Origin of the sequence: Streptomyces sp. WAC05374 (assembly GCF_004353505.1) — a bacterium.
In the GTDB taxonomy this organism is placed as follows: Bacteria; Actinomycetota; Actinomycetes; order Streptomycetales; family Streptomycetaceae; genus Streptomyces.
In genome coordinates this window covers 97,032-123,218 of the sequence record NZ_SMNQ01000019.1, presented here as the reverse complement: position 1 = coordinate 123,218, position 26,187 = coordinate 97,032, and the positions used below count along the sequence as shown (strand labels likewise).

Sequence of the window (26,187 nt, the reverse complement as noted above, 5' to 3'; positions counted from 1 at the left end):
TCAACCTCACCCGCATCGACGCCTGGCTCACCGGCAGACCCCTCGCCCGCACCCGGACCTCACCCTTTGCAGCACTCCGCCCCGCTGGATGAAGCCCAGCGGGGCGGAATTAACCAACAGCGTCCGAACCACGGCCGGGGGCACCGTCGTGTCGGGGTGCTCAACTCCGCCGCGAGAGCCCTGGGGACGATGGCCGAAAGTGCCCTTGCCCGCCCCCGAAGGGGCCATCCGGCTGACATCGCTCGCCCGTCCCCGCATCCCCCTTCCACGGCCCCCGACGGGCGCGCCGGGAGGTTTCAACTGCCGTACGGGGGAAGGGGATTACGGGTCGGACCAGGCCTGTCGGCCGTTACTGCCCGCAGGTCCCGAAACGCCGTAGTAGCAGGCCAGTTACCCCCTACGGAGGCGACAACTCGCCCCAGATGGCACAATCGGTGCATGGAACGCGACAGCCAACTCGAGCTCTATCAGGCCGTCGCAGCCCGACTGAAAGAAGCGCACTCCCGTGTGCGCGAACTGCAAGTCCCGGAGGGCGTAAGGATGACGCTGTCCCGGAAGCTGCTGGCCATCACGGCTGCGGCGAAGCACGATCTCGCAGGCGCGGCAAGGCGGCTGGACCGGCTGATGAAGGACCTCGACGAGGGCCGATTCCCTGAAGGGGACTGACACTCGAACTCCGCGGCGGCCGACTTCGTTGCGGCACTAGGGTGATTAGCCCGTTTCGTGTTTGATTTGCGGTATATATCTGCCTAACGTGCGAAAAGCTTGAACACTTTCGTTCCGGCAATGTCTCCGAAGGGGAAGACGTGAACAAGGCGCAGCTCGTAGAAGCGATTGCCGACAAGATGGGCGGCCGCCAGCAGGCCGCCGATGCTGTCGACGCGGTGCTCGACGCGATCGTCCGTGCCGTGGTCGGCGGTGACCGGGTCTCGGTCACCGGCTTCGGCTCGTTCGAGAAGGTCGACCGTCCGGCCCGGTACGCCCGCAACCCGCAGACGGGTGAGCGCGTACGGGTCAAGAAGACCTCCGTTCCGCGCTTCCGTGCCGGTCAGGGCTTCAAGGACCTGGTCAGCGGCTCGAAGAAGCTCCCCAAGGGTGGCGAGGTCGCCGTCAAGAAGGCGCCCAAGGGCAGCCTCACGGGCGCGCCGGCCACCATCTCCAAGGCCGTGGGCAAGAAGGCGGCCGCCAAGAAGACCACGGCGGCGGCGAAGAAGGCGGCGGCCAAGAAGGCGACGCCGGCGAAGAAGACCACCACCGCGGCGGCCAAGAAGACCACCGCCAAGAAGGCCACGCCGGCCAAGAAGACCACGACTGCGGCGGCCAAGAAGGCCACGCCGGCCAAGAAGACCACCACCGCGGCGGCCAAGAAGACCACCGCCAAGAAGACCGCGCCGGCGAAGAAGGCCACGGCGAAGAAGGCGCCCGCCAAGAAGACCACGGCGCGCAAGACCACCGCCAAGAAGACCGCCTCGCGCAGCAAGTAAGCGGCACGAGGCCCCAGGGCCACTCACACGCCGGGCCGGGCTCCCCGAGAGGGAGCCCGGCCCGCGGTGCGTGCGGACCCGGCGGTCAGAACGTCTGGAGCGTCACCAGCGTGATGCGCAGCCCCTCGCCCTGCCCCTCCGTCTCGATCCTGACCCGCTGACCCGGCCGCAGCAGCCGCAGCCCGCCCGCGTCGAAGGCCGCCGCGGAGAAGTCCACCGGGGTGCCGTCGTCGAGCAGCACACTCCCGCTGCGGGAGTCGGGGTCGTACGTGTACGCGGTCGCCTGCATGAACGGCAGCTTATCCGCCCGCCCCGCCCGCCGCCCCGGCGTCCACCGCCCACCGCTCTGCCGTGCGGGGCCCCACGCCCAGCTCCACGGCGGCCCGCAGATCGTCCCCGGTGTCCACGTCCCGCCGTACGGAGCCGACGCCGTCCAGTTGTATTTCCACCGCACCGGACAACAAATGCCGCCGCCGCGACGCCCCGCCGAAAGCCGGGCGCAATTCCACTCCGGGGGCCGCCGCCAGCAATGTCGTACCGATTTCGGCGGCATCCGCGAGAAAAGCGCGCGGAAATTCCGAGGCGGCGGCCAGAACCCGGGACAGTTCCCCCGGCCGCAGCGCCGGGAGGTCGGCGTTCAGGGTCGCCACCGGAGCGCCGGGACGCCGCAGGCGCACCGCCCGCGCCCCGTACGCCAGCGCGGCGTTCAGGCCGGCGGCCGGGGCGTCCGGCACGATCCTCGCCCCCAGGGCACCCAGTGTGAGCGCCGCCACCGGGTCGTCCGTGACGACCGACACATCCCGTACCGCCGGGCAGGCCAGCGCCGCCGCCACGGTGTCCTGCGCGAACGCCAGCGCCAGCCGTGGCCGCACCAGGGGACCGGCGGCGCCGGCGAGCCTGCTCTTCGCCCGGACAAGGGGCTTCAGCGGGACGACCAGGGACCAGGAGCCGGTCGGGTCGGCGTTCGTGGCGGGGCCTCCTTCGATACGGCGGCGGAGCGGTGGCCGCGCCCGGGTGGTGCGGCGGTGGTACCGGGGTGGTACGGCGGGCCGGCCCGCCGGGGCCCATTGTGGCGCGGCCCCGGCGTGACCCGGAGCGTCGGCGTCCGAGGCGGGGCGTACGGTGTTCTCGACAGACCAGGGGCCTGGGGCGACACTTGACCCCCGGCAAGCCCCCCAGAGGAAGGTGTCCGAGTGTCCCGCCGCAGAATCGGCTTCTGGTACCGCCTGGCGGCGGTCATCGCAAAACCACCACTGGTGGTTCTGTTCAAGCGGGACTGGCGGGGAATGGAGCACATTCCGGCCGACGGCGGATTCATCACCGCGGTCAACCACAACTCCTATCTCGACCCACTGTCCTACGCGCACTACCAGTACAACACCGGGCGGGTCCCGCGCTTCCTGGCGAAGGCGGCGCTGTTCAAGAGCTCGTTCGTCGGCATGATGCTGACCAACACCGGGCAGATCCCCGTCTACCGGGAGACGACCAACGCGCTGGACGCCTTCCGCGCCGCCGTCGCCGCCATCGAACGGGGCGAGTGCGTCGCCTTCTACCCCGAGGGCACCCTCACCCGCGACCCCGACATGTGGCCCATGGCGGGCAAGACCGGCGCCGCCCGCGTCGCGCTGCTCACCAAGGTGCCGGTCATCCCGGTCGCCCAGTGGGGTGCCAACTTGGCGATGCCGCCCTACGCCAAGGAGAACAAGCTCCGCCTCTTCCCGCGCAAGACCCTGATCGTGCAGGCCGGGCCGCCCGTCGACCTCAGCCGGTTCTACGACAAGGAGCCCACCCCCGAGGTGCTGCGCGAGGCGACCGAAACCATCATGGCCGCCATCACCTCCCTCCTGGAGGAGGTCCGGGGCGAGAAGGCCCCCGCCATGCCGTACGACCACCGCAAGGCCCGCCTGGAACAGCGGCGCAGGGCCGCAGGGGAGGAAGCGAAGTGACACGCCCCGAGCAGGCGGACCGATCCGGCGGGACCCCCGTCAAGGCAGCCGTCTTCGGCACCGGGTCCTGGGGCACCGCCTTCGGCATGGTGCTCGCCGACGCGGGCTGCCAGGTGACCCTCTGGGGCCGCCGCCAGGAGGTCGCCGACGCCATCAACCACGGCCGCACCAACCCGGACTACTTCCCGGGCACCGAACTGCCCGCGTCGGTGAGCGCCACCACGGACCCCGCCGAAGCCGCCCACGACGCCGACTTCACCGTGCTCGCCATCCCTTCCCAGACGCTGCGCGGCAACCTCGCCGCCTGGGCGCCGAAGCTGGCCCCCGGCACGGTCCTGGTCTCCCTGATGAAGGGCATCGAACTGGGCACCGCCAAGCGGATGAGCGAGGTGATCCAGGAGGTCGCCGGCGTCCCCGAGGACCGCGTCGCCGTGGTCACCGGCCCCAACCTCGCCAAGGAGATCGTCGCCCGCATGCCCGCGGCCGCCGTCGTCGCCTGCCGGGACGAGGCCGTCGCCCAGCGGCTCCAGGCCGCCTGCCACACCCCCTACTTCCGCCCGTACACCAACACCGACGTCGTCGGCTGCGAACTGGGCGGTGCCGTGAAGAACGTCATCGGCCTGGCCGTCGGCATCGCGGACGGCATGGGCCTCGGCGACAACGCCAAGGGCTCGCTCATCACGCGCGGCCTGGCCGAAACCACCCGCCTCGGACTGGCGATGGGCGCCGACCCGCTGACCTTCTCCGGCCTGGCCGGCCTCGGAGACCTGGTCGCCACCTGCTCCTCGCCCCTCTCCCGCAACCACACCTTCGGCTTCAACCTCGGCAAGGGCATGACCCTGGAGGAGACCATCGCGGTCACCAGGCAGACCGCCGAGGGCGTCAAGTCCTGCGAGTCCGTGCTGGATCTGGCCCGCCGCCACGGCGTCGACATGCCCATCACGGAGACGGTCGTCGGCATCGTCCACGAGGGGAAGCCGCCGATGGTGGCGCTCAAGGAGCTGATGTCACGGGCCGCCAAGCCGGAGCGGCGCTGACACCGGCGGCCGGGGCCACTCGGTCGCTGACGCGGCCGGAGGGAGCAGGTACGCTCATCGCGATATGAGCAGCGAGAACCTCCCCACCAGCCCCGGGCGCAAGCCGCGCGTGGCCGTCGTCTTCGGCGGCCGCAGCTCCGAGCACGCCATCTCCGTCGTCACGGCCGGTGCCGTCCTGCGCGCCATCGACCGGGACGCCTACGACGTGCTGCCCATCGGCATCACCACCGACGGCCGCTGGGCGCTGACCGCCGACGAACCGGAGCGGATGGCCATCGCCGACCGCGCGCTGCCGAGCGTCGACGACCTCGCCGAGTCCGCCGAGGGAAGCGTCGTGCTGTCCGTCGACCCCGGCAGCCGCGAGGTCGTCTACAGCGAGCCCGGCTCGGTCCCCAAGGTCCTGGGCGACGTCGACGTCGTCTTCCCGGTGCTGCACGGCCCGTACGGCGAGGACGGCACCCTCCAGGGGCTCCTGGAGCTCGCCGGCGTCCCGTACGTGGGCGCGGGCGTGCTCTCCTCGGCCGTCGGCCAGGACAAGGAGTACATGAAGCGGGTCTTCGTCTCCTTCGGGCTGCCGGTCGGCCCGTACGAGGTGATCCGCCCCCGCGAGTGGGAGCAGGAACCTTCCGCCGCGCGCAGGAAGATCACCGACTTCGCCGCCGAGCACGGCTGGCCGCTCTTCGTGAAGCCCGCCCGGGGCGGCTCCTCGATGGGCATCACCAAGGTCGACGGCCCCTCCGGGCTGGACGCCGCGATCGAGGAGGCCCGGCGCCACGACCCCAAGGTCATCGTCGAGTCGCTGCTGAGCGGCCGCGAGATCGAGTGCGGCGTGCTGGAGTTCGAGGACGGGCCGCGCGCCTCCGTCCCCGCCTGGATCCCGCCGGTCACGGACCACGACTTCTACGACTTCGAGGCCAAGTACATCGACTCCGCCTCCGGTGTCGTCCCCGCCCCGATCACCCCGGAGCAGACGGCCGAGGTGCAGCGGCTCGCGATCGCCGCGTTCGAGGCGGCGTCCTGCGAGGGCCTGGTCCGCGCGGACTTCTTCCTCACGGACGAGGGCGAGTTCGTCATCAACGAGATCAACACCATGCCGGGCTTCACGCCGATCTCCATGTACCCGCGCATGTGGCAGGAGAGCGGCGTCAGCTACCCCGAGCTGGTCGACCGGCTCATCCAGGCGGCCCTCCGCCGCCCCACGGGCCTGCGCTGACACGCCCCCGGCGCCCGGCCGCGGACCGCGGCCGGGCGCCGGGGAACAGCCCGCCGAGCGGATCACGGGGACGGAGCCGAGCGGACGCGGGACCGGCCCGGAGCCGGATCCCGCGAACGGCCGTGAACGGCGACCGGGGGGTCACAGGGTCTTCGGAACGGTCCTCGACACCGGGGCGGCCAGGTCCAGCAGGGGCTTCACCTCGGTGAAGCTCCGGTCCAGGGTCACCTCGACGTAGGCCTTGCGGTACGTCGTGGTCAGCCGCGTCCCGCCGTCCCCGGTCTTCTCCAGCAGCCAGTCCACCCCGTCGACCTCGACCGCGTCCGCCTTGTCATGGCTCATACCGGCGGGGCGGGCGACACCGCAGCGCAGTACGATCGCCCCGTCCCCCCAGCCGGCGGTCAGATCGGAATCCGGCTCCGGATCACTCCGGTCCAGTCCCGTGACGGTCTCCGGAAGCTGCCCGTGCAGCGCGCCGCAGTAGGCGGCTTCCTCCGACGACGGACTGGGAACCGCGACGGACGCCTGCGCGTCCGTCCGGGAACAGCCCGAGACCGCCAGCAGGACAGCGGCGGCCACGACGGCGGCAGGCAGGGCGGGCAGGCGGCGAAGCCGGTGCGAAGACGTCACCGGCTCAGGGTAGACGGGGGCTACAGGTGTACGACCGGGCAGGTCAGAGTGCGCGTGATCCCGTCCACCTGCTGGACCTTGGCGACCACCATGCGGCCGAGCTCGTCGACCGTGTCGGCCTGGGCGCGCACGATCACGTCGTACGGACCCGTGACGTCCTCGGCCTGGATCACCCCCGGGATCTTGGAGATGGTGTCGGCGACCGTCGACGCCTTGCCCACCTCGGTCTGAATAAGGATGTACGCCTGTACCACGGAACCTCCAGGGCGGCCACGAGGATCTTGTGGAGAAGAAAGGGACGCCACGGTACCGCGTCGCCGCGGGCAGCGGGGAGACCCGCGCGGCCGGTGGCGCGCGAGGCCGGCGCACGAAGCACCGGGTTGACGGTCTACTTGACGGTACCTACAGCAGTGGCGGGTCGCGAGCGCAACCGCACTGGGGCAGAAGGGGCACAGCGATGAAGGGCACTGTCGGCGAGTTGGGGGAGTTCGGGCTGATCAGGGAGCTCACCTCCCGGCTCACCTCCACCCCGGCGGTACGGATCGGACCCGGCGACGACGCCGCGGTCGTGGCCGCACCCGACCGGCGTGTGGTGGCGAGCACGGACATCCTGCTGGAGGGACGGCACTTCCGCCGCGACTGGTCCACCGCCTACGACGTCGGCCGCAAGGCCGCCGCGCAGAACCTCGCGGACATCGCGGCCATGGGCGCCGTACCCACCGCGCTGCTGCTCGGCCTGGTCGTCCCCGCCGAACTCCCGGTGACCTGGCCGACCGAGCTGATGGACGGCCTGCGCGACGAGTGCCAGGTCGCGGGCGCGGCCGTCGTCGGCGGCGACGTCGTACGCGGCGACACGATCACCGTGTCCATCACGGCCCTGGGCGACCTGCGCAACCACGAGCCGGTCACCCGCGCCGGGGCGCAGCCGGGCGACGTCGTCGCGTACACCGGCTGGCTGGGCTGGTCGGCGGCCGGGTACGCGGTCCTCTCCCGCGGGTTCCGCTCGCCGCGCGCCTTCGTCGAGGCCCACCGGCGGCCCGAGCCGCCCTACCACGCGGGCCCCGCGGCCGCCGGGCTCGGCGCGACCGCCATGTGCGACGTCAGCGACGGACTCATCGCCGACCTCGGGCACATCGCCGAGGCCAGCAAGGTCCGGATCGACCTGCGCTCGGGGCTCATCGACATCCCCACCCAGATGAACGACATCGGCCAGGCCGTCGGCGTCGACCCCATGCAGTGGGTCCTCACCGGCGGTGAGGACCACGCCATCGTCGCGACCTTCCCGCCGGACGTGAAACTCCCGGCCCGCTGGAAGGTCATCGGCGAGGTCCTCAACCCCTCCGCCCTGCCCCAGGTCACCGTGGACGGCGCCCCCTGGCACACCACGGGCGGCTGGGACCACTTCGGAGAGGGCGAATGAGCTCCCGCGCCATACCCACCGTCCTGACCGTCGCCGGGTCCGACTCCGGCGGCGGCGCGGGCATCCAGGCCGACCTGAAGACCATGCTGGCGCTGGGCGTGCACGGCATGAGCGTCATCACCGCCGTCACCGCGCAGAACTCCCTGGGCGTCCAGGGCGCCTGGGAGCTGCCCGCGGAGGCCGTGCGGGCCCAGTACCGCAGCGTCGTCGACGACATCGGCGTACAGGCCGTGAAGACCGGCATGCTGGCGTCGGCGGCGCTGGTGGAGACCGTCGCGGAGCTGCTGGCCGGGACGGACGCGCCCGTGGTCGTCGACCCGGTCGGGGTGTCCAAGCACGGCGACTCCCTCCTCGCCGCCTCGGCGCTGGACTCGGTGCGCGAGCGGCTGCTGCCGGTCGCCACCGTGGCGACGCCCAACCTGGACGAGGTGGCCCAGCTCACCGGCGTGCGGGTCGGGGACGAGGCCGATCTGCGGCGGGCCGCCGCCGCCGTCCTGGAGTTCGGGCCGTGCTGGGCGCTGATCAAGGGCGGGCACCTCGCCGGGGACGCGGTCGACCTGCTGACCGACGGCACCCAGGAGCACTGGCTGCGGGCTCCCCGGCACGACAACCGGCACACCCACGGGACGGGCTGCACCCTCGCCTCGGCGATCGCGGCGGGCCTCGGCAAGGGCCTGGACGTGCCGGAGGCGGTACGGGAGGCCAAGGCGTACGTCACCGGGGCGATCGCGGCCGGCTTCGCGCTGGGCGGCGGGATCGGCCCCGTGGACCACGGCTGGCGCTTCCGGTAGGAGGCGCCGGCCCGTACGGGAGCGGGTACGGCAAAAAGCCGGTCCACCGAGGTGGACCGGCTTTCAAGGCAACCGCAGAGGCTGCGCTACGACGAACCGTCGTCGGCGTTAGCGCGAGACCTTGCCGGCCTTGATGCACGAGGTGCAAGCGTTGAGCCGCTTCGGCGTCCCACTGACCACGGCACGCACGCGCTGGATGTTCGGGTTCCAGCGACGAGACGTACGGCGGTGCGAGTGCGAGATGTTGTTGCCGAAGCCCGGCCCCTTGCCGCAGACGTCGCAGTTGGCAGCCACGGGTCACTCCAAAGACTTCAGATGCACTTACAGTGAAATCCGGCGAGCCGGAATCAGATCTGGTGACTGAAGTGGCGTTGCCGGGGGAATGGCCCGACTTTCATCGGGCAACCGGAGCAGCATACAACGACTGCTCCGGTTCAACGAAACTACCACGGTTCCCCCGGCCCCCGCCCGGGCCCCCGGCCCCGCCCGGGGTCTACGCTGCGGTGCAGTCAGCGCTGCTCGAGGAGGACACCAGGTGCCGCAGACCCTGCCGCAGGGGCTCGATTCCGCAGTGGTCCGGAGCTGGTGCTCACTGGCGCTGGACGCGCTCGGCCGGGAGCGCGAGGAGATCGACGCGATCAACGTCTACCCGGTCGCCGACGGGGACACCGGCACCAACCTCTACCTGACCGTCGAATCCGCCTCCCAGGCGGTGGAGGCCGTCTTCTCGGCCATCGAGGCCCCCGACTTCGCCGACACCGTACGCGCCATGGCGCACGGCGCCCTGATCGGCGCCCGGGGCAATTCGGGCACCATCCTGTCGCAGTTGCTGCGCGGCATGAGCGAGGTCCTCGCCGAAGGACGTGACGCGGACCACCTCGCCAGGGCGCTGCGGAGGGCCTCCGCGTCCGCCCGGGAGGCGGTCGCCCACCCCGTCGAGGGCACCATCCTGAGCGTCGCCGCGGCGGCCGCGTCCGCCGCGGCGGGCGGCGAGGACGTGGCGGCCGTCGCCCGCGCCGCCCACGCGGGCGCCCGCGCCGCCCTGGAGGCCACGCCCGCCCAGCTCGCCGTCCTGGAGCGGGCCGGCGTGGTGGACGCGGGCGGGCGCGGGCTCGTCACGGTGCTGGCCGCCCTGGTGGAGGCGGTGTCCGGGGAGGCCCCCGCACGGGCGCCCCGCGCGCCCCGCGCCCTGGTGGCCGCCGCGGAGCCCTGCGCGGACGCCGGGCCCGCCTTCGAGGTCATCTACCTGCTGGAGGCCGACGAACCGGCCGTGGCCCGGCTGCGGGACCGGCTCGACGCGCTCGGCGACTCCCTGGTCGTGGTGGGCGGCGACGGGCTGTGGAACGTCCACGTGCACGTCGACGACGCCGGCGCGGCCGTGGAGGCGGGCGTCGAGGCGGGGCGCCCGTACCGCATCCGGATCACCCACTTCGGCACGGAGACGGCACCCGAGGAACGCGCGGGGCGCGCGGTGGTCGCCGTGCTGCCGGGGGAGGGGCTCGCCCACCTGTGCGCCGAGGCGGGCGCCACGACGGTGCTGGCCCGGCCCGGGGAGCCGCCGGCCAGCGGCGAGCTCGTCGAGGCCGTCCGGCGCGCCCGCGCGCGCGAGGTCGTCCTGCTGCCGAACGACGCCGCCCTGCGGCACACCGCCGCCGCGGCCGCCGAACAGGCGCGTGCGGAGGGCATCCGGGTCGCGCTCGTCCCGACGCGGTCCGCCGTCCAGGGCATCGCCGCCCTGGCCGTCCACGAACCGGACCGGCGCTTCGACGAGGACGTCGTCGCCATGACCGCCGCCGCGGGCGCCACCCGGTACGGCGAACTGGCCGTCGCCGAGCACCGGTCGTTCACCTCGGCCGGCGTCTGCCAGGCCGGCGACGTGCTCGGCCTCATCGACGGCGACGTGGCCGTGATCGGCCACGACGTGGCCACGACCGCCGGGACGGTCCTGGACCGCATGCTCTCGGCGGGCGGCGAACTGGTCACCCTCGTCCTCGCGGACGACGCCCCCGAGGGCCTCGCGGACCGCTTGGAGAGCCATGTGCGCGAGGCCCACCTCGCGGTGGACACGGTCGTCTACTCCGGCGGCCCGCAGGCCCCACTGCTGCTGATCGGCGTCGAGTAGCGCGTCCGTCCACAGGTACCCCCGCATGTCAGTGCGGTGGTGTGCAATGGGAGGCGTGCCAGCCCTCGACGAACCACTGAAGAAGCAGCTCGGCGCCGCCACCGCCAAGGTGATGGCCGAGCACCTCGACCTGCACACCGTCGGTGACCTGCTCCACCACTACCCCCGGCGGTACGCGGAGCGCGGCGAGCTCACCACCCTCGCCGACCTGCCGCTGGACGAGCACGTCACGGTGGTGGCCAGGGTCGCGGACGCGCGCGTGCTGACGTTCAACAGCGCCAAGGGGCGCGGCCAGCGGCTCGAGGTGACCATCACCGACGGCAGCGGACGGCTGCAACTGGTCTTCTTCGGCAAGGGCGTCCACAAGCCGCACAAGGACCTGCTGCCGGGCACGCGCGCGATGTTCGCCGGCAAGGTGTCCGTCTTCAACCGCAAGACCCAGCTCGCCCACCCCGCCTACGAGCTGCTGCGCGGCGAGGACGGCGAGGGCGCCGTGGACAGTTGGGCCGGGGCCCTCATCCCGATCTACCCGGCCACCACCAAGCTGGAGTCCTGGAAGATCGCCAAGGCGGTCGACGCGGTGCTCCCCAGCGCGGTGGACGCCGTCGACCCGCTGCCGCCCGCGCTGCGCGAGGGGCGGGGCCTCACCGGCCTCCCCGACGCCCTGCGCAAGATCCACCGCCCGCGCACCAAGGCCGACATCGCCGACGCCCGGGAGCGGCTGAAGTGGGACGAGGCGTTCGTCCTCCAGGTCGCGCTGGCCCGCCGGCGGTACGCCGACACCCAACTGCCCGCCGTGGCACGCCGGCCGGTGCCGGGCGGACTGCTGGACGCCTTCGACGCCAAGCTCCCCTTCACCCTCACCGAGGGGCAGCAAAAGGTTTCCGGGGAGATCTTCGACGACCTGGCCACCGAGCACCCCATGCACCGCCTCCTCCAGGGCGAGGTGGGCAGCGGAAAGACCATGGTGGCGCTGCGCGCGATGCTCGCCGTCGTCGACGCGGGCGGCCAGGCCGCCATGCTCGCCCCCACCGAGGTCCTCGCCCAGCAGCACCACCGGTCGATCACCGAGATGATGGGCGAGCTGGCCGAGGGCGGCATGCTGGGCGGCGCCGAGCACGCCACCAAGGTGGTGCTGCTCACCGGCTCCATGAGCGCCGCCGCCCGCCGCCAGGCCCTGCTCGACCTGGTCACCGGCGAGGCCGGCATCGTCATCGGCACGCACGCGCTGATCGAGGACAAGGTCCAGTTCCACGACCTGGGCCTGGTCGTGGTGGACGAGCAGCACCGCTTCGGCGTCGAGCAGCGCGACGCCCTGCGCGGCAAGGGCAAGCAGCCGCCCCACCTGCTGGTCATGACCGCCACGCCCATCCCGCGCACGGTCGCCATGACCGTCTTCGGCGACCTGGAGACCTCCGTCCTGGACCAGCTCCCCGCCGGTCGCTCGCCCATCGCCAGCCATGTCGTCCCGGCCGCCGACAAGCCGCACTTCCTGGCGCGCGCCTGGGAGCGCGTCCGCGAGGAGGTCGAGAACGGTCACCAGGCGTACGTGGTCTGCCCCCGCATCGGTGACGACGAGGACCAGCCGAAGAAGAAGTCGCGGGAGGACGAGGCCGAGAAGCGGCCCCCGCTCGCCGTCCTGGACGTCGCCGACCAGCTCGCCAAGGGCCCCCTCGCCGGCCTGCGCGTCGAGGTGCTGCACGGCAGGATGGCCCCTGACGACAAGGACGCCGTGATGCGCCGCTTCGCCGCCGGTGACGCCGACGTCCTGGTCGCCACGACGGTCATCGAGGTCGGCGTCAACGTCCCCAACGCCACCGCCATGGTGATCATGGACGCGGACCGTTTCGGCGTCTCCCAGCTCCACCAGCTCCGCGGCCGCGTGGGCCGGGGCTCCGCCCCGGGCCTGTGCCTGCTGGTCACCGAGATGCCCGAGGCGAGCCCCGCCCGCCAGCGGCTCACCGCCGTCGCCTCCACCCTCAACGGCTTCGAGCTCTCCCGCATCGACCTCGAACAGCGCCGCGAGGGCGATGTGCTCGGCCAGGCCCAGTCCGGTGTGCGCTCCAGCCTCCGCATGCTCGCCGTCATCGACGACGAGGAGGTCATCGCGGCCGCCCGCGAGGAGGCCATGGCCGTCGTCGCCGCGGACCCCGAGCTGGAGCGCCTCCCGGAGCTGCGCACCGCGCTCGACGCCCTGCTCGACAAGGAGCGCGAGCGGTACCTGGAGAAGGGCTGAGCGGTGCACAACCTCACCGAGCCCATATCGTGGAGTCACCAGCATTCACAGGACGGCTAAGGACCTCAGATGACCCGCGTGATCGCCGGTGCGGCCGGCGGACGCCGCCTGGCCGTGCCGCCGGGCAACGGCACCCGCCCCACCTCCGACCGGGCACGGGAGGGGCTGTTCTCCACCTGGGAGGCGCTCCTCGGGACGCTCGACGGCATCCGGATCGCCGACCTGTACGCCGGGTCCGGCGCCGTGGGCCTGGAGGCGCTCTCCCGGGGTGCCTCCCACGCCCTGCTCGTCGAGGCCGACCAGCGGGCCGCCCGCACGGTGCGCGACAACGTCCGCGGCCTGGGCCTGCCCGGCGCCGAGGTCCGCACCGGCAAAGCCGAACAGATCGTGACAAGTGCGCCGCCCGCCGACCCGTACGACGTCGTCTTCCTGGACCCGCCCTACGCCGTCTCCGACGACGATCTTGGCGAGATCCTCCTCACACTCCGCACCAAAGGCTGGCTCGCCGACGATGCGCTCGTCACCGTGGAGCGCAGCACCAGGGGCGGGGAATTCACCTGGCCGGACGGTTTCGAACCGCTACGGGCCCGTCGCTACGGCGAGGGAACGTTTTGGTACGGTCGCGCCGCCTCTACGTGCGAAGACGCACGATGACCGGTTCGGAGAGCGAGGGACTTCAGTTGCGCCGCGCAGTCTGTCCGGGGTCGTTCGACCCCATCACCAACGGACACCTCGACATCATCGCCCGGGCCTCCAAGCTGTACGACGTCGTCCACGTCGCGGTGATGATCAATCAGTCCAAGAAGGGCCTGTTCACCGTCGAGGAGCGGATGGACCTCATCCGCCAGGTCACCGGTGACTACGGCAACGTGAAGGTGGAGTCCCACCACGGGCTGCTGGTCGACTTCTGCAAGGAGCGCGACATCCCCGCCATCGTGAAGGGGCTGCGCGCCGTCAGCGACTTCGACTACGAGCTCCAGATGGCCCAGATGAACAACGGCCTGTCCGGCGTCGAGACCCTCTTCGTCCCCACCAATCCCACGTACAGCTTCCTGTCCTCCTCCCTGGTCAAGGAGGTCGCCGCCTGGGGCGGTGACGTCTCCCACCTCCTGCCGCCCGTGGTCCACGAGGCGCTCGTGCGGCGCCTCGGCGAGAAGTGACCGACTGACAGTCCGTCACCCGGTGTCCGGGCGGGACCCACTGGCCTTACAGTCGTGCCGTCCGTCTCCAAAAACCCGGCTGTAGGAAGTGGCGAGCACACGGTGGACGTGCAGAAGAAGCTCGACGAGATCGTCCAGACGGTCGCGAGCGCCCGTTCCATGCCCATGTCGGCCTCCTGCGTGGTCAACCGGGCCGAGCTGCTCGCGATGCTCGACGAGCTGCGCCAGGCCCTGCCCGGTTCGCTCGCCCAGGCCCAGGAGCTGATCGGCGGCCGTGAGCAGCTCGTCGAGCAGGCCCGCCAGGAGGCCGAGCGGATCATCGAGGCCGCCCACGCCGAACGCGGCTCGCTGATCTCCGACACCCAGGTCGCCCGCCAGTCCCAGGAGGAGGCCGACCGCATCCTCGCCGAGGCCCGCCGGGAGGCCGAGGAGATCCGCGCCGAGGCCGACGACTACGTCGACTCCAAGCTCGCCAACTTCGAGGTCGTCCTCACCAAGACCATCGGCTCGGTGGACCGCGGCCGCGAGAAGCTGCTCGGCCGGGGCCCCGGCCTGGACGAGCAGGGGTACGCCGACGAGGACGCCCCCGAGTACAGCGCCGACCCGCAGACCCTGGTCCGGCGTGCCGACGAGTACGTCGACGCGAAGATCAGCGCCTTCGAGGCCGTGCTGACCAAGACCCTGGAGGCGGTCGGGCGCGGCCGCCAGAAGCTGCACGGCCGGATCGCCACGGACGACCTCGGCGCCCACATGGCCGCCCAGGACGCGGCGGGCGGCACCCGGCAGCACACCAGCGACGCCGACTACCTGGCGGGCCTCGCCGAGCTGGCCGACCCGGAGCCCGGCCGGCAGAGCGCCGCCGCGCACATCCCGGCCCAGCAGCAGCCCGACCCGTACGCGTACCAGCCCCACCAGCCGCCGCAGCCCCACCAGCCCCCTCAGCAGGACGCCTACCCCGGTGCGAGCACCGGCTCCACCGGAGCGGCTTACGCCGTGCCCACCTACCAGCCGGACCCGTACGCCTACCAGGGCTACGACCAGGGCCAGAGCCAGGGCTACGGCCAGCAGTACGCCTACGAACCGCCGCAGCCGACCCAGCCCCCGGCCGCCGCGCTCGACGAGACCAGCTTCTTCGACACGAGCATGATCGACCTGGACCAGCTCCGGCAGTACGAGCAGGGGCACGGGTCCGGCCAGGGTCACTGACCGGCCCGGATTGGGCTGTGAGCGAAGCGTCCAGTATCCTGGCTCTTCGGTCGCGAGTACGTCCGCGATCTCGCGTGCCCGCGTCGGCCCAGAAGGTGACGCCGGGCCGCCCCGAACGATTCCGAAAGCAGGAAGAGCCCTGAGTACGCGCCTCGACCACCGCAACCCCCTCGTGTTCGACACGCACGAGCTGGGCCGGCGTCCCGGTGCCCTCCAGCGGATCTCCCGCACGGTGGAGGCCCCCGCGGACCTCGGCATCGACGGAGTCATCGGCGTACCCCAGGGCTCGCCCGTCGAGCTGGACCTCCGCCTCGAGTCGGTCATGGAAGGGGTGCTTGTCACAGGCACCGCCCGTGCGTCGGCCGAGGGGGAGTGCGTAAGGTGTCTGGAGCCGCTGCGCCAGGATGTCGCGGCGGACTTCCAGGAGATGTTCTCGTACCCCGACACCGACGACCGGGGCCACCGCAAGGCGGCCGCGGACGACGATGCCGAGGACGACGAGGACATGACCCCCCTCGAGGACGGCATGTTCGACCTCGAGCCCGTGCTGCGTGACGCGGTGGTGCTGTCACTGCCGATGCAGCCGGTGTGCCGGGAGGACTGTGCAGGACTGTGTCCCGACTGCGGGATCAGCCTGAACGACGACCCGGACCACCACCACGACGCCGTCGACATCCGTTGGGCGGCACTGCAGGGACTCGCCGATTCACTCGGAACCGGTGAGAAGGACAACATGAGCGGCGCCGAAGCGGGCGTCGACGAGAAGCAGGAGAAGTAGCCGTGGCTGTTCCGAAGCGGAAGATGTCGCGCAGCAACACGCGCCACCGCCGGTCGCAGTGGAAGGCTGCGGTCCCCACCCTGGTTTCGTGCGAGCGTTGCCAGGAGCCGAAGCAGCAGCACATCGCGTGCCCGAGCTGCGGCACGTACAACAAGCGCCAGGTCCTCTCGGTCTGAGCGGGCTGGTGAGAGGCACCGTGTCTAGCCACAAAACGGCGGATGACGCCAAGAAGCAGGCGGAGAACACGGCCTCGTCCCACACGCTTCTGGAAGGGCGGCTCGGGTACCACCTCGAGTCCGCCCTTCTGGTGCGTGCGCTGACCCACCGTTCGTACGCGTACGAGAACGGCGGCCTTCCCACCAACGAGCGGCTGGAGTTCCTCGGGGACTCGGTGCTCGGCCTGGTGGTCACGGACACGCTGTACCGCACCCACCCCGACCTGCCCGAGGGCCAGCTTGCCAAGCTGCGGGCCGCGGTGGTCAATTCGCGTGCGCTGGCGGAGGTCGGCCGCGGCCTCGACCTGGGCTCCTTCATCCGGCTCGGCCGGGGCGAAGAGGGCACCGGGGGCCGGGACAAGGCGTCCATCCTCGCCGACACCCTGGAAGCGGTGATCGGCGCTGTCTACCTCGACCAGGGCCTCGAAGCGGCGTCCGAGCTGGTGCACCGGCTCTTCGACCCGCTGATCGAGAAGTCCTCGAACCTCGGCGCCGGCCTGGACTGGAAGACCAGTCTCCAGGAGCTGACCGCGGCCGAGGGCCTTGGCGTTCCGGAGTACCTGGTCACCGAGACCGGACCGGACCACGAGAAGACCTTCACTGCTGCTGCCCGCGTCGGTGGTGTCTCGTACGGCACCGGCACCGGCCGCAGCAAGAAGGAAGCGGAGCAGCAGGCGGCGGAGTCCGCCTGGCGGGCCATCCGGGCCGCCGCGGACGAGCGGGAGGCGGCGGCGAAGGCCGCTGCCGAGTCCGGCTCGGACACCGGCACGGCAGCCGGCAACGGCGCCGGCCCCGGAGCTGAAGAGGCCGCCGACCCCTCTTCGGCCACCGAAGCCTCCCAGGCCACGGCCTGAGCTGTTCGCTTCCACCCCGTCGCACCCCGGTGCGGCGGGGTTTTCCCATCCACCGACACCCTCTTGAGGAACCCCGTGCCCGAGCTGCCCGAGGTCGAAGTCGTACGGCGCGGCCTGGAGCGCTGGGTCAGCGGCCGGACCGTCGCCGACGTCCAGGTCCTGCACCCGCGTGCCGTACGGCGGCATCTCGCGGGCGGCGAGGACTTCGCCGCCCGGCTCAAGGGCCACCAGGTCGGCGTCGCGCGGCGCCGCGGCAAGTACCTGTGGCTGCCGCTGGCGGACACCGACGCGTCCGTGCTCGGACACCTGGGCATGAGCGGCCAGCTCCTGGTGCAGCCGGAGGCCGCGCCGGACGAGAAGCACCTGCGCGTCCGCATCCGGTTCGACGACGACCTCGGCACCGAACTGCGCTTCGTCGACCAGCGCACCTTCGGCGGGCTCTCGCTCCACGAGAACACCCCCGACGGGCTGCCCCTGCCGATCGCCCACATCGCCCGCGACCCGCTCGACCCCGGATTCGACGACGACGCCTTTCACATCGCGCTGCGCCTGCGCCGTACGACGATCAAGCGCGCGCTGCTGGACCAGTCGCTGATCAGCGGCGTCGGCAACATCTACGCGGACGAGGCGCTGTGGCGCTCCCGCCTCCACTACGACCGCCCCACCGCGACGCTCACCCGTCCCCGGTCCGCCGAGCTGCTCGGCCACGTACGGGACGTGATGACGGCCGCCCTCGCGGTCGGCGGCACCAGCTTCGACAGCCTGTACGTCAACGTCAACGGCGAGTCCGGGTACTTCGACCGCTCCCTGGACGCCTACGGCCGCGAGGGCGAGCCCTGCCGCCGGTGCGGCACCCCGATACGCCGCCGCCCCTGGATGAACCGCTCCAGCTACTACTGCCCGCGCTGTCAGCGCCCGCCGCGCGTCTCGCCGCTCACGCCGTCGTAACGCTCCCGGGCCGCCAGGACCTCCGGCATCCGCCCCTCGACCAGATCAATCAGCCCGAGGAGCCGCTCGGCGACCTCCCGCCCGAGCGGCGTCAGCCCGTAGTCGACCCGCGGCGGGTTCGTCGGCCGCGCCTCGCGGTGCACCAGCCCGTCCCGCTCCAGGGCGTGCAGCGTCTGGGCGAGCATCTTGTCGCTCACCCCGTCCACGCGCCGCCGCAACTCGTTGAAGCGCGCCCCGCCGCCCTCGTACAGCGCCCCCAGGGTCAGGCTGCCCCACCTGCCCGTCACATGCTCCAGCGTCCCGCGCGACGGGCACAGCCGCGAAAACACATCGAACGGCACCCGCTCATCCATGCCGGCCAGCCTACTGCGCGGCCGCGGGGCGGTTCAGCCCCGCCAACAGCCGTCAGCGCATGGGGCTCCCGCCCGGGCGACAATCTTTCCCGGGAGGGGTGCACATGGACATGCTCGAGCTGATGGAGTGGCTGGCCGAACGCGGGGTCACGACCGTGTTCAAGGTCGACGGTGACCGCATGAGAGAGCACAGGAAGGCATGGATGGTCATCGTCAGCGGTGGACCGCTCGGTGAGGACTCCTTCTTCCGCGCCGATCTGGGCACGGCGGACGCATGCCTCGACGCGTTGCTCGCGCACCTCGAAAGCAAGGGCATGTCGCCGTTCGCGTGACCCCGCCGCCCGGGTGCGGGCCGGCCGCCGCGGGGCGGTTCAGGTCATCGTCGGCGGCGGGCGCTCGGTTCGTGATCGCAAGCGCCACGCATGGGCGCTCCGGCCGGTGCTAGAAGCCGAAGTTCTGGGTCCACCAGGGGCCGCCGTCGGCGAAGTGGACGCCTACGCCGAGACGGGTGTAGTCGCAGTTGAGGATGTTGGCGCGGTGGCCGTCGCTGTTCATCCAGGACTCCATCACGGCCTGGGCGTCCGCCTGGCCGCGGGCGATGTTCTCGGCGGCCAGGCCCTGGACGCCCGCCTTGGCGGCGCGGTCCCAGGGGGAGGCGCCGTCGGGGTCGGTGTGCGAGAAGAAGCCGCGTGCGGCCATGTCCTCGCTGTACGCGCCGGCCAGTGCCGCGAGGCCGCGGGAGGCCTGGACCGGGCTGCAGCCGACCTTGGCGCGCTCGGCGTTGACCAGGCTGAGCACCGCGGCCTCGGCGGCCGCCTCCCGGCCGGTGTCGGCGGCGGCAGCGGCCGAGGACGGGACGGAGGGCGTGACCGGGACCGGGACCGAGGGGGCCTTGGGGCGCTCGGGGGTCCGCTCCGGTGCGGGCGTGGCGCGCGGGGTGGCCGTCTTCTTGGGCGCCGGGGCCTCGGTCTTCTTCGGCGGCGCGGAGGAGGCCGGCTTGGACGGGGTCGGCGAGGGGGCCTTGGACGGCGCGAGGGTGCGCTCGGCGCTCCGGCTCGCGGCGGTGGAGGGGCGCTCCGGCGTGGCGCTGGAGCCGCCCTGGGTGTTCAGGTCGGGCGAGTCGCCCGCGTGCACCCGCTCGTTCGAGCCGCTGCCGCCGATGGTGAAGGTGTCCCCGCCGGGCAGCAGGCCGGAGGCGACGGCGACGGCGCCGACCGCCATGGCGGCGGAGGCGCCGAGCAGGCCGGTGCGTACGGGTACGACGGCCCGCTTCTTCCGGTGGCGTCCCATCTGCTGTGCCTTCCTGCTTCGACGTCTGGTCAGGACATCTGGGTCACTCGGTCACTCGCTCGCCCAAACGGGTGAGGCTCATGTCGTCGGGACTGTACGCCATGACGCGTGGGGGAGAAGTGCTCTGAGTGCAATTGGCCGGTTAGCGTGCAGCCATGAACGAAGACGCACGGCTCACCGCCTGGGTACGCGGCCGAGTACAGGGAGTGGGCTTCCGCTGGTTCACCAGGGCAAACGCCCTGGAGATCGGAGCGCTCACCGGGTTCGCCCTGAACCTCGAGGACGGCAGGGTGCAGGTGGTCGCCGAGGGTCCGAGTGAGAATTGCCACCGTTTGCTGGAGTGGCTTCGCTCCGGCGACACACCCGGGCACGTCGACGGAGTCACGGAGATCTGGGACACCCCGCGCGGCGGCTACGACGGCTTCGCGATTCGCTGACGATCTTGCTCCGGTGCCGGCCCCGGGTCTGCGGGCCGGCACCGGCGCGGCCGCCGACGGCATGTGCGTACGGCAGAGATGACCTGGTGGTTGCCAAGAACGGCTTGCCGTGCCAGGCTGCGCGGGTAAAGGATGATCCACAGAGGAACGAAGGATCGTCCCCACGCCCCTGGGCACCGCAGAGAGAGGCGCCGCCGCACCGTCCGCGGCCGCAGCCCCCGGTTGCCCCTTGATGCGGGGCGTGATCGTGTTGACCGTCAAACTTTTTGGTGAGACTCTGGAAGCCCCGCGCACCTTAGCTGTTTGGCAGTGAGAACCGCAGCGGCACCACACACTGCCGGACACCGCGGGTGCCAACCCTCACGACCCACACCGCTTCGGTCGGTCACTCAGTGTGGAGGACCAAAAGTCATGGCAAAGGCGCTTCTCGGTTATGTCGGCGGTTCCGACCCGCGACTTCTCGCCGAGATGCGACGGCTTCAGCAGCGCGTCCAGGACCTCGAGTCCGAGCTCGTACGGATTCAGTCCGAGAACGACGCGCTCAACGCTGCCGCCGCACACAGCGAGTCGCTGCTCGACGGCATCGACATCGACGTACCCAAGGCGGAGCCTGCGCTCACCTGATCCCCGCCCCGTCGGCAAGCCCGCTGCCAGCACGTGTCGGCACCGGGCAGGGTGAGAAACACTCTCGCGAGATATTGCAAGGGACGCTTCGGCGTCCCTTCTTCTTTTCCTCCCGGCCGCGCCCCGCCGCGTCACCTCTGATCGACCGACCGCCATTGATCCTTGACCTCTGATGTGCCCTGCACGTTCATGGGTCAAACGGGAAGTGGCAGGTAGAGTCCGGGGGCGTGCACCTCAAGGCCCTGACCCTGCGCGGCTTCAAGTCGTTCGCCTCCGCCACCACCCTCCGGTTCGAACCGGGGATCACGTGCGTCGTGGGGCCCAACGGCTCGGGCAAGTCCAATGTGGTGGACGCGCTCTCCTGGGTCATGGGTGAACAGGGAGCCAAGTCGCTGCGCGGCGGCAAGATGGAGGACGTCATCTTCGCCGGGACGACCGGCCGGCCGCCGCTCGGCCGCGCCGAGGTCTCCCTCACCATCGACAACTCCGACGGCGCGCTCCCCATCGACTACGCCGAAGTCACCATTACGCGGATCATGTTCCGGGGCGGCAGCAGCGAATACCAGATCAATGGCGACACCTGCCGGCTGCTCGACATCCAGGATCTCCTCAGTGACTCCGGTATCGGCCGGGAAATGCACGTCATCGTCGGGCAGGGCCAGCTCGACTCCGTCCTGCACGCCGACCCCATGGGGCGCCGGGCCTTCATCGAGGAGGCCGCCGGCGTCCTGAAGCACCGCAAGCGCAAGGAGAAGGCGCTGCGGAAGCTGGACGCGATGCAGGCCAACCTCGCCCGCGTCCAGGACCTCACCGACGAACTGCGCCGCCAGCTCAAGCCGCTCGGGCGGCAGGCCGCCGTGGCCCGGCGGGCCGCCGTCATCCAGGCGGACCTGCGCGACGCCCGGCTGCGGCTGCTCGCCGACGACCTCGTACGCCTCCAGCGGGCGCTCCGGGCGGAGATCGCCGACGAGGCCGCGCTGAAGGAGCGCAAGGAGCGGGCCGAGGCGGAGCTGAAGGCCGCGCTCGGCCGGGAGGCGGAGCTGGAGGACGAGGTGCGCCGCCTCGCGCCGAAGCTCCAGCGCGCCCAGCAGACCTGGTACGAGCTGTCGCAGCTCGCCGAGCGGGTGCGCGGCACCGTTTCGCTGGCCGACGCGCGCGTGAAGAGCGCCACCGCACCGCCGGTGGAGGAGCGGCGGGGCCGCGACCCGGAGGACATGGAGCGGGAGGCCGCCCGTATCCGCGAGCAGGAGGCGGAGCTGGAGGCCGCGCTGGAGGCGGCCGAGCGCGCCCTGGAGGACACCGTCGCCCACCGCGCCGAACTGGAGCGGGAGCTCGTCGCGGAGGAACGGCGCCTGAAGGACGTGGCACGGGCGATCGCCGACCGGCGCGAGGGCCTGGCCCGGCTGAGCGGACAGGCGGGCGCCGCCCGGTCGCGCGCCGCCTCCGCCCAGGCCGAGATCGACCGCCTGGCCGCGGCACGCGACGAGGCCCAGGAGCGGGCGGTCGCCGCCCAGGAGGAGTACGAGGCGCTCAAGGCGGAGGTCGACGGGCTGGACGAAGGCGACGCCGAGCTCGCCGAGCGGCACGAGGCGGCCAAGCGGGAGCTGGCCGGCGCGGAGGCCGCCCTCGCCGCCGCCCGGGAGGACGCCACCGCGGCGGAACGCGGGCGGGCCGCCACCCAGGCCCGGCACGACGCCCTGGCGCTGGGCCTGCGCCGCAAGGACGGGACGGGCGCGCTGCTGGCCGCCACCGACCGCCTCGCCGGCCTGCTGGGCCCGGCCGCCGGGCTGCTTTCCGTCACGCCCGGGTACGAGGTGCCGGTCGCCGCGGCCCTGGGCGCGGCCGCCGACGCCGTGGCGGTGCGGGACCCGGCGACGGCGGCCGAGGCGATCCGCCTGCTGCGCAAGCAGGACGCGGGGCGTGCCGCGCTGCTGGTGGGCGGGGCGCCGGGCGGCTCCCCGGACCGGGGACGGGAGCAGGGCCGGACGTACGCCGTGGACCTGGTGCGCGGGCCGGAGGAGCTGATGCCCGCCGTACGGCTGCTGCTGCGGGACGTCGTGGTCGTCGCCACCCTGGAGGACGCCGAGGACCTGGTGTACGCCCGTCCCGGGCTGGTGGCCGTGACCGCCGAGGGGGACCTCCTCGGGGCGCACCTCGCGCACGGCGGGTCGGCCGGGGCGCCCAGCCTGCTGGAGGTGCGGGCGTCCGTCGACGAGGCCGCCGCCGAACTGGCCGAGCTGGCCGTACGGTGCGAGGAGCTGGCCGCCGCGCAGGCGGAGGCGACCGAGCGGCGCCGTGCCGCGGCCGCGCGGGTCGAGGAGCTGGCCGAGCGGCGCCGGGCGGCCGACCGGGAGAAGTCCCAGGTCGCGCAGGCCCTCGGGCGGCTGGCCGGCCAGGCGCGCGGCGCGGCGGGCGAGGCCGAGCGGACCGCGGCCGCGGCGGCCCGGGCGCAGGAGGCGCTGGAGCGGGCGACCGAGGAGGCCGAGGAGCTGGCCGAGCGGCTGGCGGTCGCGGAGGAGACGCCCGCCGAGGAGGAGCCCGACACCTCCGTGCGCGACCGGCTCGCCGCCGACGGCGCGAACGCCCGCCAGACCGAGATGGAGGCCCGCCTCCAGGTGCGTACGCACGAGGAGCGGGTCAAGGGCCTGGCCGGCCGCGCCGACGGACTGGACCGGGCGGCCCGCGCCGAACGGGAGGCACGCGCGCGTGCCGAGCAGCGCCGCGCCCGGCTGCGCCACGAGGCGGAGGTCGCCGCGGCCGTGGCGTCCGGCGCCCGTCAGCTCCTCGCGCACGTCGAGGTGTCGCTCGTACGCGCCGAGCGGGAGCGGACCGCCGCCGAGGCCGCCAAGGCGGCGCGCGAGCAGGACCTGGCGCAGGCCCGCGCCCGCGGCCGGGAGCTCAAGGCCGAGCTGGACAAGCTGACGGACTCGGTGCACCGGGGCGAGGTGCTGGGCGCCGAGAAGCGGTTGCGGATCGAGCAGCTCGAGACCAAGGCGCTGGAGGAGCTGGGCGTGGAGCCCGCCGGGCTGGTCGCCGAGTACGGCCCCGACCAGGTGGTTCCGCCGTCGCCGCCCGCCGAGGGGGAGGAGCTGCCGGACGACCCGGACCACCCGCGCAATCAGCCGAGACGTTTCGTCCGCGCCGAACAGGAGAAACGCCTGAAGTCGGCCGAACGGGCGTACCAGCAGCTCGGCAAGGTGAATCCGCTGGCGCTGGAGGAGTTCGCGGCGCTGGAGGAGCGCCACCAGTTCCTCTCCGAGCAGCTCGAGGACCTGAAGAAGACCCGTGCCGATCTTCTCCAGGTGGTGAAGGAGGTGGACGAGCGCGTCGAGCAGGTCTTCACGGAGGCGTACCGCGACACGGCCCGGGAGTTCGAGGGTGTCTTCGCGCGGCTCTTCCCGGGCGGCGAGGGACGGCTCGTCCTGACCGACCCCGACAACATGCTCACCACGGGCGTGGACGTCGAGGCCCGCCCGCCCGGCAAGAAGGTCAAGCGGCTGTCGCTGCTGTCCGGCGGCGAGCGGTCGCTGACGGCCGTCGCGATGCTCGTGTCGATCTTCAAGGCGCGGCCCAGCCCGTTCTACGTGATGGACGAGGTGGAGGCGGCGCTCGACGACACCAACCTCCAGCGGCTGATCCGGATCATGCAGGAGCTCCAGGAGAGTTCCCAGCTCATCGTGATCACGCACCAGAAGCGGACCATGGAGGTCGCGGACGCGCTGTACGGCGTGTCCATGCAGGGGGACGGTGTCTCGAAGGTCATCAGCCAGCGGCTCCGCTGAGCCGACTGGTTCTCCTACCCTGCCCAGTAGATTCAAGTCCTGAACGCAAGCCGACACGCCGTCCGGTCAGATTCACAGACTGAAGACTCTTGACTTAGAAACTTGAAGGCATAGTCTCTGCAACGTTGCTTTTACCTTCAAGTGGTGGGCGGCGTGAAGTTGTGCGCCACTGGAAGGGCTCGCCCCCCATGCCCGGCGACGGCGCCGGGTACCAGGAGTTCACGTGACCAGCACAGCGCAGCCGCCGGCGTCGGGGGCCCGAGAGGCCCACCCCGACCACCTCGGCCATGTCATCTTCATCACGGCAGCCGCCGCGATGGGCGGATTCCTCTTCGGCTACGACAGCTCCGTCATCAACGGCGCCGTCGAGGCCATCCGCCACCGGTACGAGATCGGCTCCGGCACCCTCGCCCAGGTCATCGCCATCGCCCTGATCGGCTGTGCGATCGGCGCCGCGACCGCCGGCCGGATCGCCGACCGCATCGGCCGCATCCGCTGCATGCAGATCGCCGCCGTCCTGTTCACCGTGAGCGCCGTCGGCTCCGCCCTGCCCTTCGCCCTGTGGGACCTCGCCATGTGGCGCGTGGTCGGCGGCTTCGCCATCGGCATGGCCTCGGTGATCGGCCCCGCGTACATCGCCGAGGTCGCCCCCGCCGCCTACCGCGGCCGGCTCGGCTCCTTCCAGCAGGCCGCCATCGTGGTGGGCATCGCCGTCTCCCAGCTCGTCAACTGGGCCATCCTCAACATGGCCGACGGCGACCAGCGCGGTGAGATCGCAGGCCTGGAGGCCTGGCAGTGGATGCTCGGCGTCATGGTCGTCCCCGCCGTGCTGTACGGGCTCCTCTCCTTCGCCATCCCCGAGTCGCCGCGCTTCCTGATCTCCGTCGGCCGCAAGGACAAGGCCAAGGAGGTCCTCGCCGAGGTCGAGGGCAAGGGCGTCGACCTGGACGCGCGCGTCGCCGAGATCGAGACCGCCATGCGCCGCGAGCACAAGTCGACCTTCCGGGACCTGCTCGGCAGCCGCTTCGGCTTCCTGCCGATCGTCTGGGTCGGCATCGGCCTGTCGGTCTTCCAGCAGCTCGTCGGCATCAACGTCGCGTTCTACTACTCCTCGACGCTGTGGCAGTCGGTCGGCATCGACCCGTCCAGCTCGTTCTTCTACTCGTTCACCACGTCGATCATCAACATCATCGGCACCGTGATCGCGATGGTCCTGGTGGACCGGGTCGGCCGCAAGCCGCTCGCCCTCGTCGGCTCCGCCGGTATGGCGATCGCGCTGGCCTTCGAGGCCTGGGCCTTCTCCGCCGACCTCGTCGGCGGCAAGCTGCCGGAGACCCAGGGTGTCGTCGCCCTGATCGCCGCCCACCTCTTCGTGCTCTTCTTCGCCCTCTCCTGGGGCGTGGTGGTCTGGGTCTTCCTCGGCGAGATGTTCCCCAACCGCATCCGCGCCGCGGCCCTCGGCGTCGCCGCCTCCGCGCAGTGGATCGCCAACTGGGCCATCACCGCGAGCTTCCCGTCCCTGGCGGACTGGAACCTCTCCGGCACGTACATCATCTACACGGTCTTCGCCGTGCTCTCCATCCCCTTCGTGCTCAAGTACGTGAAGGAGACCAAGGGCAAGGCGTTGGAGGAGATGGGCTAAAACCCCGCTGCCCCTCTCC

28 protein-coding genes are annotated in these 26,187 nt (G+C 72.0%); 21 read left to right on the top strand and 7 right to left on the bottom strand.

Translation table 11 applies throughout. The features are described 5' to 3' along the window. Window positions 1-438 precede the first annotated feature (438 nt). Together E2B92_RS27400 and E2B92_RS27395 are read left to right on the top strand one after the other, a co-directional pair. A complete protein-coding gene (locus E2B92_RS27400) occupies window positions 439-666 on the top strand; it encodes a hypothetical protein (protein ID WP_126889605.1) in 228 nt (75 codons plus the stop codon). 140 nt (window positions 667-806) lie between these two features. Next, complete coding sequence (locus tag E2B92_RS27395; protein ID WP_126889604.1) at window positions 807-1,484, top strand: HU family DNA-binding protein; 678 nt, start codon at window positions 807-809, stop codon at window positions 1,482-1,484. A gap of 85 nt (window positions 1,485-1,569) precedes the next feature. On the opposite strand, the gene E2B92_RS27390 is transcribed toward E2B92_RS27395, so the two are convergent. Both E2B92_RS27390 and cofC read right to left on the bottom strand, forming a co-directional pair. Continuing rightward, window positions 1,570-1,773, bottom strand: coding sequence for a hypothetical protein (locus E2B92_RS27390; RefSeq protein WP_133087727.1), 204 nt, complete (start codon window positions 1,771-1,773; stop codon window positions 1,570-1,572). Between the two features lie 10 nt (window positions 1,774-1,783). Next, the gene (cofC, locus tag E2B92_RS27385) at window positions 1,784-2,470 is read right to left on the bottom strand and encodes a 2-phospho-L-lactate guanylyltransferase (protein WP_133087728.1); all 687 of its coding nucleotides are present in this window, start codon (window positions 2,468-2,470) and stop codon (window positions 1,784-1,786) included. A gap of 207 nt (window positions 2,471-2,677) precedes the next feature. Here cofC and E2B92_RS27380 point away from each other — a divergent pair, with 207 nt between their 5' ends. From E2B92_RS27380 to E2B92_RS27370, 3 genes are all read left to right on the top strand, one after another. After that, window positions 2,678-3,430 (top strand): lysophospholipid acyltransferase family protein, encoded by a 753-nt coding sequence (locus E2B92_RS27380; RefSeq protein ID WP_126884690.1) that lies wholly within the window; start codon window positions 2,678-2,680, stop codon window positions 3,428-3,430. Continuing rightward, complete coding sequence (locus tag E2B92_RS27375; protein ID WP_126884691.1) at window positions 3,427-4,467, top strand: NAD(P)H-dependent glycerol-3-phosphate dehydrogenase; 1,041 nt, start codon at window positions 3,427-3,429, stop codon at window positions 4,465-4,467. Before E2B92_RS27380 ends, E2B92_RS27375 begins: the two co-directional genes overlap by 4 nt. 64 nt (window positions 4,468-4,531) lie before the next feature. Further along, window positions 4,532-5,680, top strand: a complete 1,149-nt coding sequence (locus tag E2B92_RS27370) for a D-alanine--D-alanine ligase family protein (protein ID WP_126884692.1) — start codon at window positions 4,532-4,534, stop codon at window positions 5,678-5,680. Between the two features lie 141 nt (window positions 5,681-5,821). On the opposite strand, the gene E2B92_RS27365 is transcribed toward E2B92_RS27370, so the two are convergent. Then, window positions 5,822-6,310 (bottom strand): DUF3515 domain-containing protein, encoded by a 489-nt coding sequence (locus E2B92_RS27365; protein ID WP_235024006.1) that lies wholly within the window; start codon window positions 6,308-6,310, stop codon window positions 5,822-5,824. A 20-nt stretch (window positions 6,311-6,330) separates the two neighbouring features. After that, the gene (locus E2B92_RS27360) at window positions 6,331-6,564 is read right to left on the bottom strand and encodes an Lrp/AsnC family transcriptional regulator (protein ID WP_017947604.1); all 234 of its coding nucleotides are present in this window, start codon (window positions 6,562-6,564) and stop codon (window positions 6,331-6,333) included. Between the two features lie 203 nt (window positions 6,565-6,767). Here E2B92_RS27360 and E2B92_RS27355 point away from each other — a divergent pair, with 203 nt between their 5' ends. Together E2B92_RS27355 and thiD are read left to right on the top strand one after the other, a co-directional pair. Next, on the top strand, window positions 6,768-7,730 hold the full coding sequence (locus tag E2B92_RS27355; RefSeq protein ID WP_126884693.1) for a thiamine-phosphate kinase: 963 nt from the start codon (window positions 6,768-6,770) through the stop codon (window positions 7,728-7,730). Beyond that, window positions 7,727-8,521 (top strand): bifunctional hydroxymethylpyrimidine kinase/phosphomethylpyrimidine kinase, encoded by a 795-nt coding sequence (thiD, locus tag E2B92_RS27350; RefSeq protein WP_126884694.1) that lies wholly within the window; start codon window positions 7,727-7,729, stop codon window positions 8,519-8,521. The genes E2B92_RS27355 and thiD overlap by 4 nt, the downstream gene beginning before the upstream one ends. Before the next feature lie 108 nt (window positions 8,522-8,629). Here thiD and rpmB read toward each other — a convergent pair whose 3' ends face one another. After that, window positions 8,630-8,815 (bottom strand): 50S ribosomal protein L28, encoded by a 186-nt coding sequence (gene rpmB, locus E2B92_RS27345; protein WP_064070327.1) that lies wholly within the window; start codon window positions 8,813-8,815, stop codon window positions 8,630-8,632. 241 nt (window positions 8,816-9,056) lie between these two features. Here rpmB and E2B92_RS27340 point away from each other — a divergent pair, with 241 nt between their 5' ends. The 9 genes from E2B92_RS27340 to mutM all read left to right on the top strand — a co-directional run bounded on the left by E2B92_RS27340 (window position 9,057) and on the right by mutM (window position 18,040). Continuing rightward, the gene (locus tag E2B92_RS27340; RefSeq protein ID WP_235024005.1) at window positions 9,057-10,643 is read left to right on the top strand and encodes a DAK2 domain-containing protein; all 1,587 of its coding nucleotides are present in this window, start codon (window positions 9,057-9,059) and stop codon (window positions 10,641-10,643) included. A gap of 46 nt (window positions 10,644-10,689) precedes the next feature. Next, window positions 10,690-12,879 (top strand): ATP-dependent DNA helicase RecG, encoded by a 2,190-nt coding sequence (gene recG / locus E2B92_RS27335; protein WP_126884695.1) that lies wholly within the window; start codon window positions 10,690-10,692, stop codon window positions 12,877-12,879. Between the two features lie 69 nt (window positions 12,880-12,948). Next, window positions 12,949-13,533: a 16S rRNA (guanine(966)-N(2))-methyltransferase RsmD gene (gene rsmD, locus E2B92_RS27330; protein WP_126884696.1), complete on the top strand. Its 585-nt coding sequence runs from the start codon at window positions 12,949-12,951 to the stop codon at window positions 13,531-13,533. A 26-nt stretch (window positions 13,534-13,559) separates the two neighbouring features. Then, window positions 13,560-14,039 (top strand): pantetheine-phosphate adenylyltransferase, encoded by a 480-nt coding sequence (gene coaD / locus E2B92_RS27325; RefSeq protein WP_185923558.1) that lies wholly within the window; start codon window positions 13,560-13,562, stop codon window positions 14,037-14,039. 102 nt (window positions 14,040-14,141) lie between these two features. Beyond that, window positions 14,142-15,245 carry an ATP synthase F0 subunit B gene (locus E2B92_RS27320; RefSeq protein WP_126884698.1) on the top strand — a complete coding sequence of 368 codons (1,104 nt, stop codon included), beginning with the start codon at window positions 14,142-14,144 and terminating at the stop codon, window positions 15,243-15,245. 172 nt (window positions 15,246-15,417) lie between these two features. Then, complete coding sequence (locus tag E2B92_RS27315; RefSeq protein WP_185923555.1) at window positions 15,418-16,023, top strand: YceD family protein; 606 nt, start codon at window positions 15,418-15,420, stop codon at window positions 16,021-16,023. A gap of 2 nt (window positions 16,024-16,025) precedes the next feature. Further along, the gene (gene rpmF, locus E2B92_RS27310; RefSeq protein ID WP_030496967.1) at window positions 16,026-16,199 is read left to right on the top strand and encodes a 50S ribosomal protein L32; all 174 of its coding nucleotides are present in this window, start codon (window positions 16,026-16,028) and stop codon (window positions 16,197-16,199) included. Window positions 16,200-16,219: 20 nt separating this feature from the next. Then, window positions 16,220-17,092, top strand: a complete 873-nt coding sequence (gene rnc / locus E2B92_RS27305) for a ribonuclease III (RefSeq protein WP_443070303.1) — start codon at window positions 16,220-16,222, stop codon at window positions 17,090-17,092. A 75-nt stretch (window positions 17,093-17,167) separates the two neighbouring features. Next, window positions 17,168-18,040, top strand: a complete 873-nt coding sequence (gene mutM, locus E2B92_RS27300; protein WP_126884700.1) for a bifunctional DNA-formamidopyrimidine glycosylase/DNA-(apurinic or apyrimidinic site) lyase — start codon at window positions 17,168-17,170, stop codon at window positions 18,038-18,040. Here the strand turns inward: mutM and E2B92_RS27295 are convergent. After that, on the bottom strand, window positions 18,001-18,393 hold the full coding sequence (locus tag E2B92_RS27295; protein WP_126884701.1) for a winged helix-turn-helix transcriptional regulator: 393 nt from the start codon (window positions 18,391-18,393) through the stop codon (window positions 18,001-18,003). The two genes, mutM and E2B92_RS27295, sit on opposite strands and share 40 nt — an antisense overlap. Before the next feature lie 104 nt (window positions 18,394-18,497). On the opposite strand from E2B92_RS27295, the gene E2B92_RS27290 reads away from it, so the two are divergent. Beyond that, window positions 18,498-18,725 (top strand): hypothetical protein, encoded by a 228-nt coding sequence (locus tag E2B92_RS27290; protein ID WP_126884702.1) that lies wholly within the window; start codon window positions 18,498-18,500, stop codon window positions 18,723-18,725. 109 nt (window positions 18,726-18,834) lie between these two features. Here the strand turns inward: E2B92_RS27290 and E2B92_RS27285 are convergent, their stop codons facing one another. Beyond that, window positions 18,835-19,683, bottom strand: a complete 849-nt coding sequence (locus E2B92_RS27285; protein ID WP_126884703.1) for a CAP domain-containing protein — start codon at window positions 19,681-19,683, stop codon at window positions 18,835-18,837. Between the two features lie 155 nt (window positions 19,684-19,838). On the opposite strand from E2B92_RS27285, the gene E2B92_RS27280 reads away from it, so the two are divergent. From E2B92_RS27280 to E2B92_RS27265, 4 genes are all read left to right on the top strand, one after another. After that, the gene (locus E2B92_RS27280) at window positions 19,839-20,120 is read left to right on the top strand and encodes an acylphosphatase (protein WP_126884704.1); all 282 of its coding nucleotides are present in this window, start codon (window positions 19,839-19,841) and stop codon (window positions 20,118-20,120) included. A 411-nt stretch (window positions 20,121-20,531) separates the two neighbouring features. Further along, entirely contained in the window at window positions 20,532-20,744 is a 213-nt protein-coding gene (locus E2B92_RS27275) for a hypothetical protein (RefSeq protein ID WP_126884705.1), read from the top strand. 227 nt (window positions 20,745-20,971) lie between these two features. Next, entirely contained in the window at window positions 20,972-24,526 is a 3,555-nt protein-coding gene (gene smc, locus E2B92_RS27270) for a chromosome segregation protein SMC (protein ID WP_126884706.1), read from the top strand. 223 nt (window positions 24,527-24,749) lie between these two features. Then, window positions 24,750-26,168: a sugar porter family MFS transporter gene (locus tag E2B92_RS27265; RefSeq protein ID WP_126884707.1), complete on the top strand. Its 1,419-nt coding sequence runs from the start codon at window positions 24,750-24,752 to the stop codon at window positions 26,166-26,168. Window positions 26,169-26,187: the final 19 nt, after the last annotated feature.

Excerpts from the sequence above, each read along its gene's own strand:
- E2B92_RS27400 (WP_126889605.1), top strand. The coding sequence starts at position 439 with ATGGAACGCGACAGCCAACTCGAGCTCTATCAGGCCGTCGCAGCCCGA.
- E2B92_RS27390 (WP_133087727.1), bottom strand. The coding sequence starts at position 1,773 with ATGCAGGCGACCGCGTACACGTACGACCCCGACTCCCGCAGCGGGAGT.
- E2B92_RS27370 (WP_126884692.1), top strand. The coding sequence starts at position 4,532 with ATGAGCAGCGAGAACCTCCCCACCAGCCCCGGGCGCAAGCCGCGCGTG.
- E2B92_RS27355 (WP_126884693.1), top strand. The coding sequence starts at position 6,768 with ATGAAGGGCACTGTCGGCGAGTTGGGGGAGTTCGGGCTGATCAGGGAG.
- thiD (WP_126884694.1), top strand. The coding sequence starts at position 7,727 with ATGAGCTCCCGCGCCATACCCACCGTCCTGACCGTCGCCGGGTCCGAC.
- recG (WP_126884695.1), top strand. The coding sequence starts at position 10,690 with ATGGGAGGCGTGCCAGCCCTCGACGAACCACTGAAGAAGCAGCTCGGC.
- rsmD (WP_126884696.1), top strand. The coding sequence starts at position 12,949 with ATGACCCGCGTGATCGCCGGTGCGGCCGGCGGACGCCGCCTGGCCGTG.
- E2B92_RS27295 (WP_126884701.1), bottom strand. The coding sequence starts at position 18,393 with ATGGATGAGCGGGTGCCGTTCGATGTGTTTTCGCGGCTGTGCCCGTCG.
- E2B92_RS27290 (WP_126884702.1), top strand. The coding sequence starts at position 18,498 with ATGGACATGCTCGAGCTGATGGAGTGGCTGGCCGAACGCGGGGTCACG.
- E2B92_RS27285 (WP_126884703.1), bottom strand. The coding sequence starts at position 19,683 with ATGGGACGCCACCGGAAGAAGCGGGCCGTCGTACCCGTACGCACCGGC.
- E2B92_RS27280 (WP_126884704.1), top strand. The coding sequence starts at position 19,839 with ATGAACGAAGACGCACGGCTCACCGCCTGGGTACGCGGCCGAGTACAG.
- E2B92_RS27275 (WP_126884705.1), top strand. The coding sequence starts at position 20,532 with ATGGCAAAGGCGCTTCTCGGTTATGTCGGCGGTTCCGACCCGCGACTT.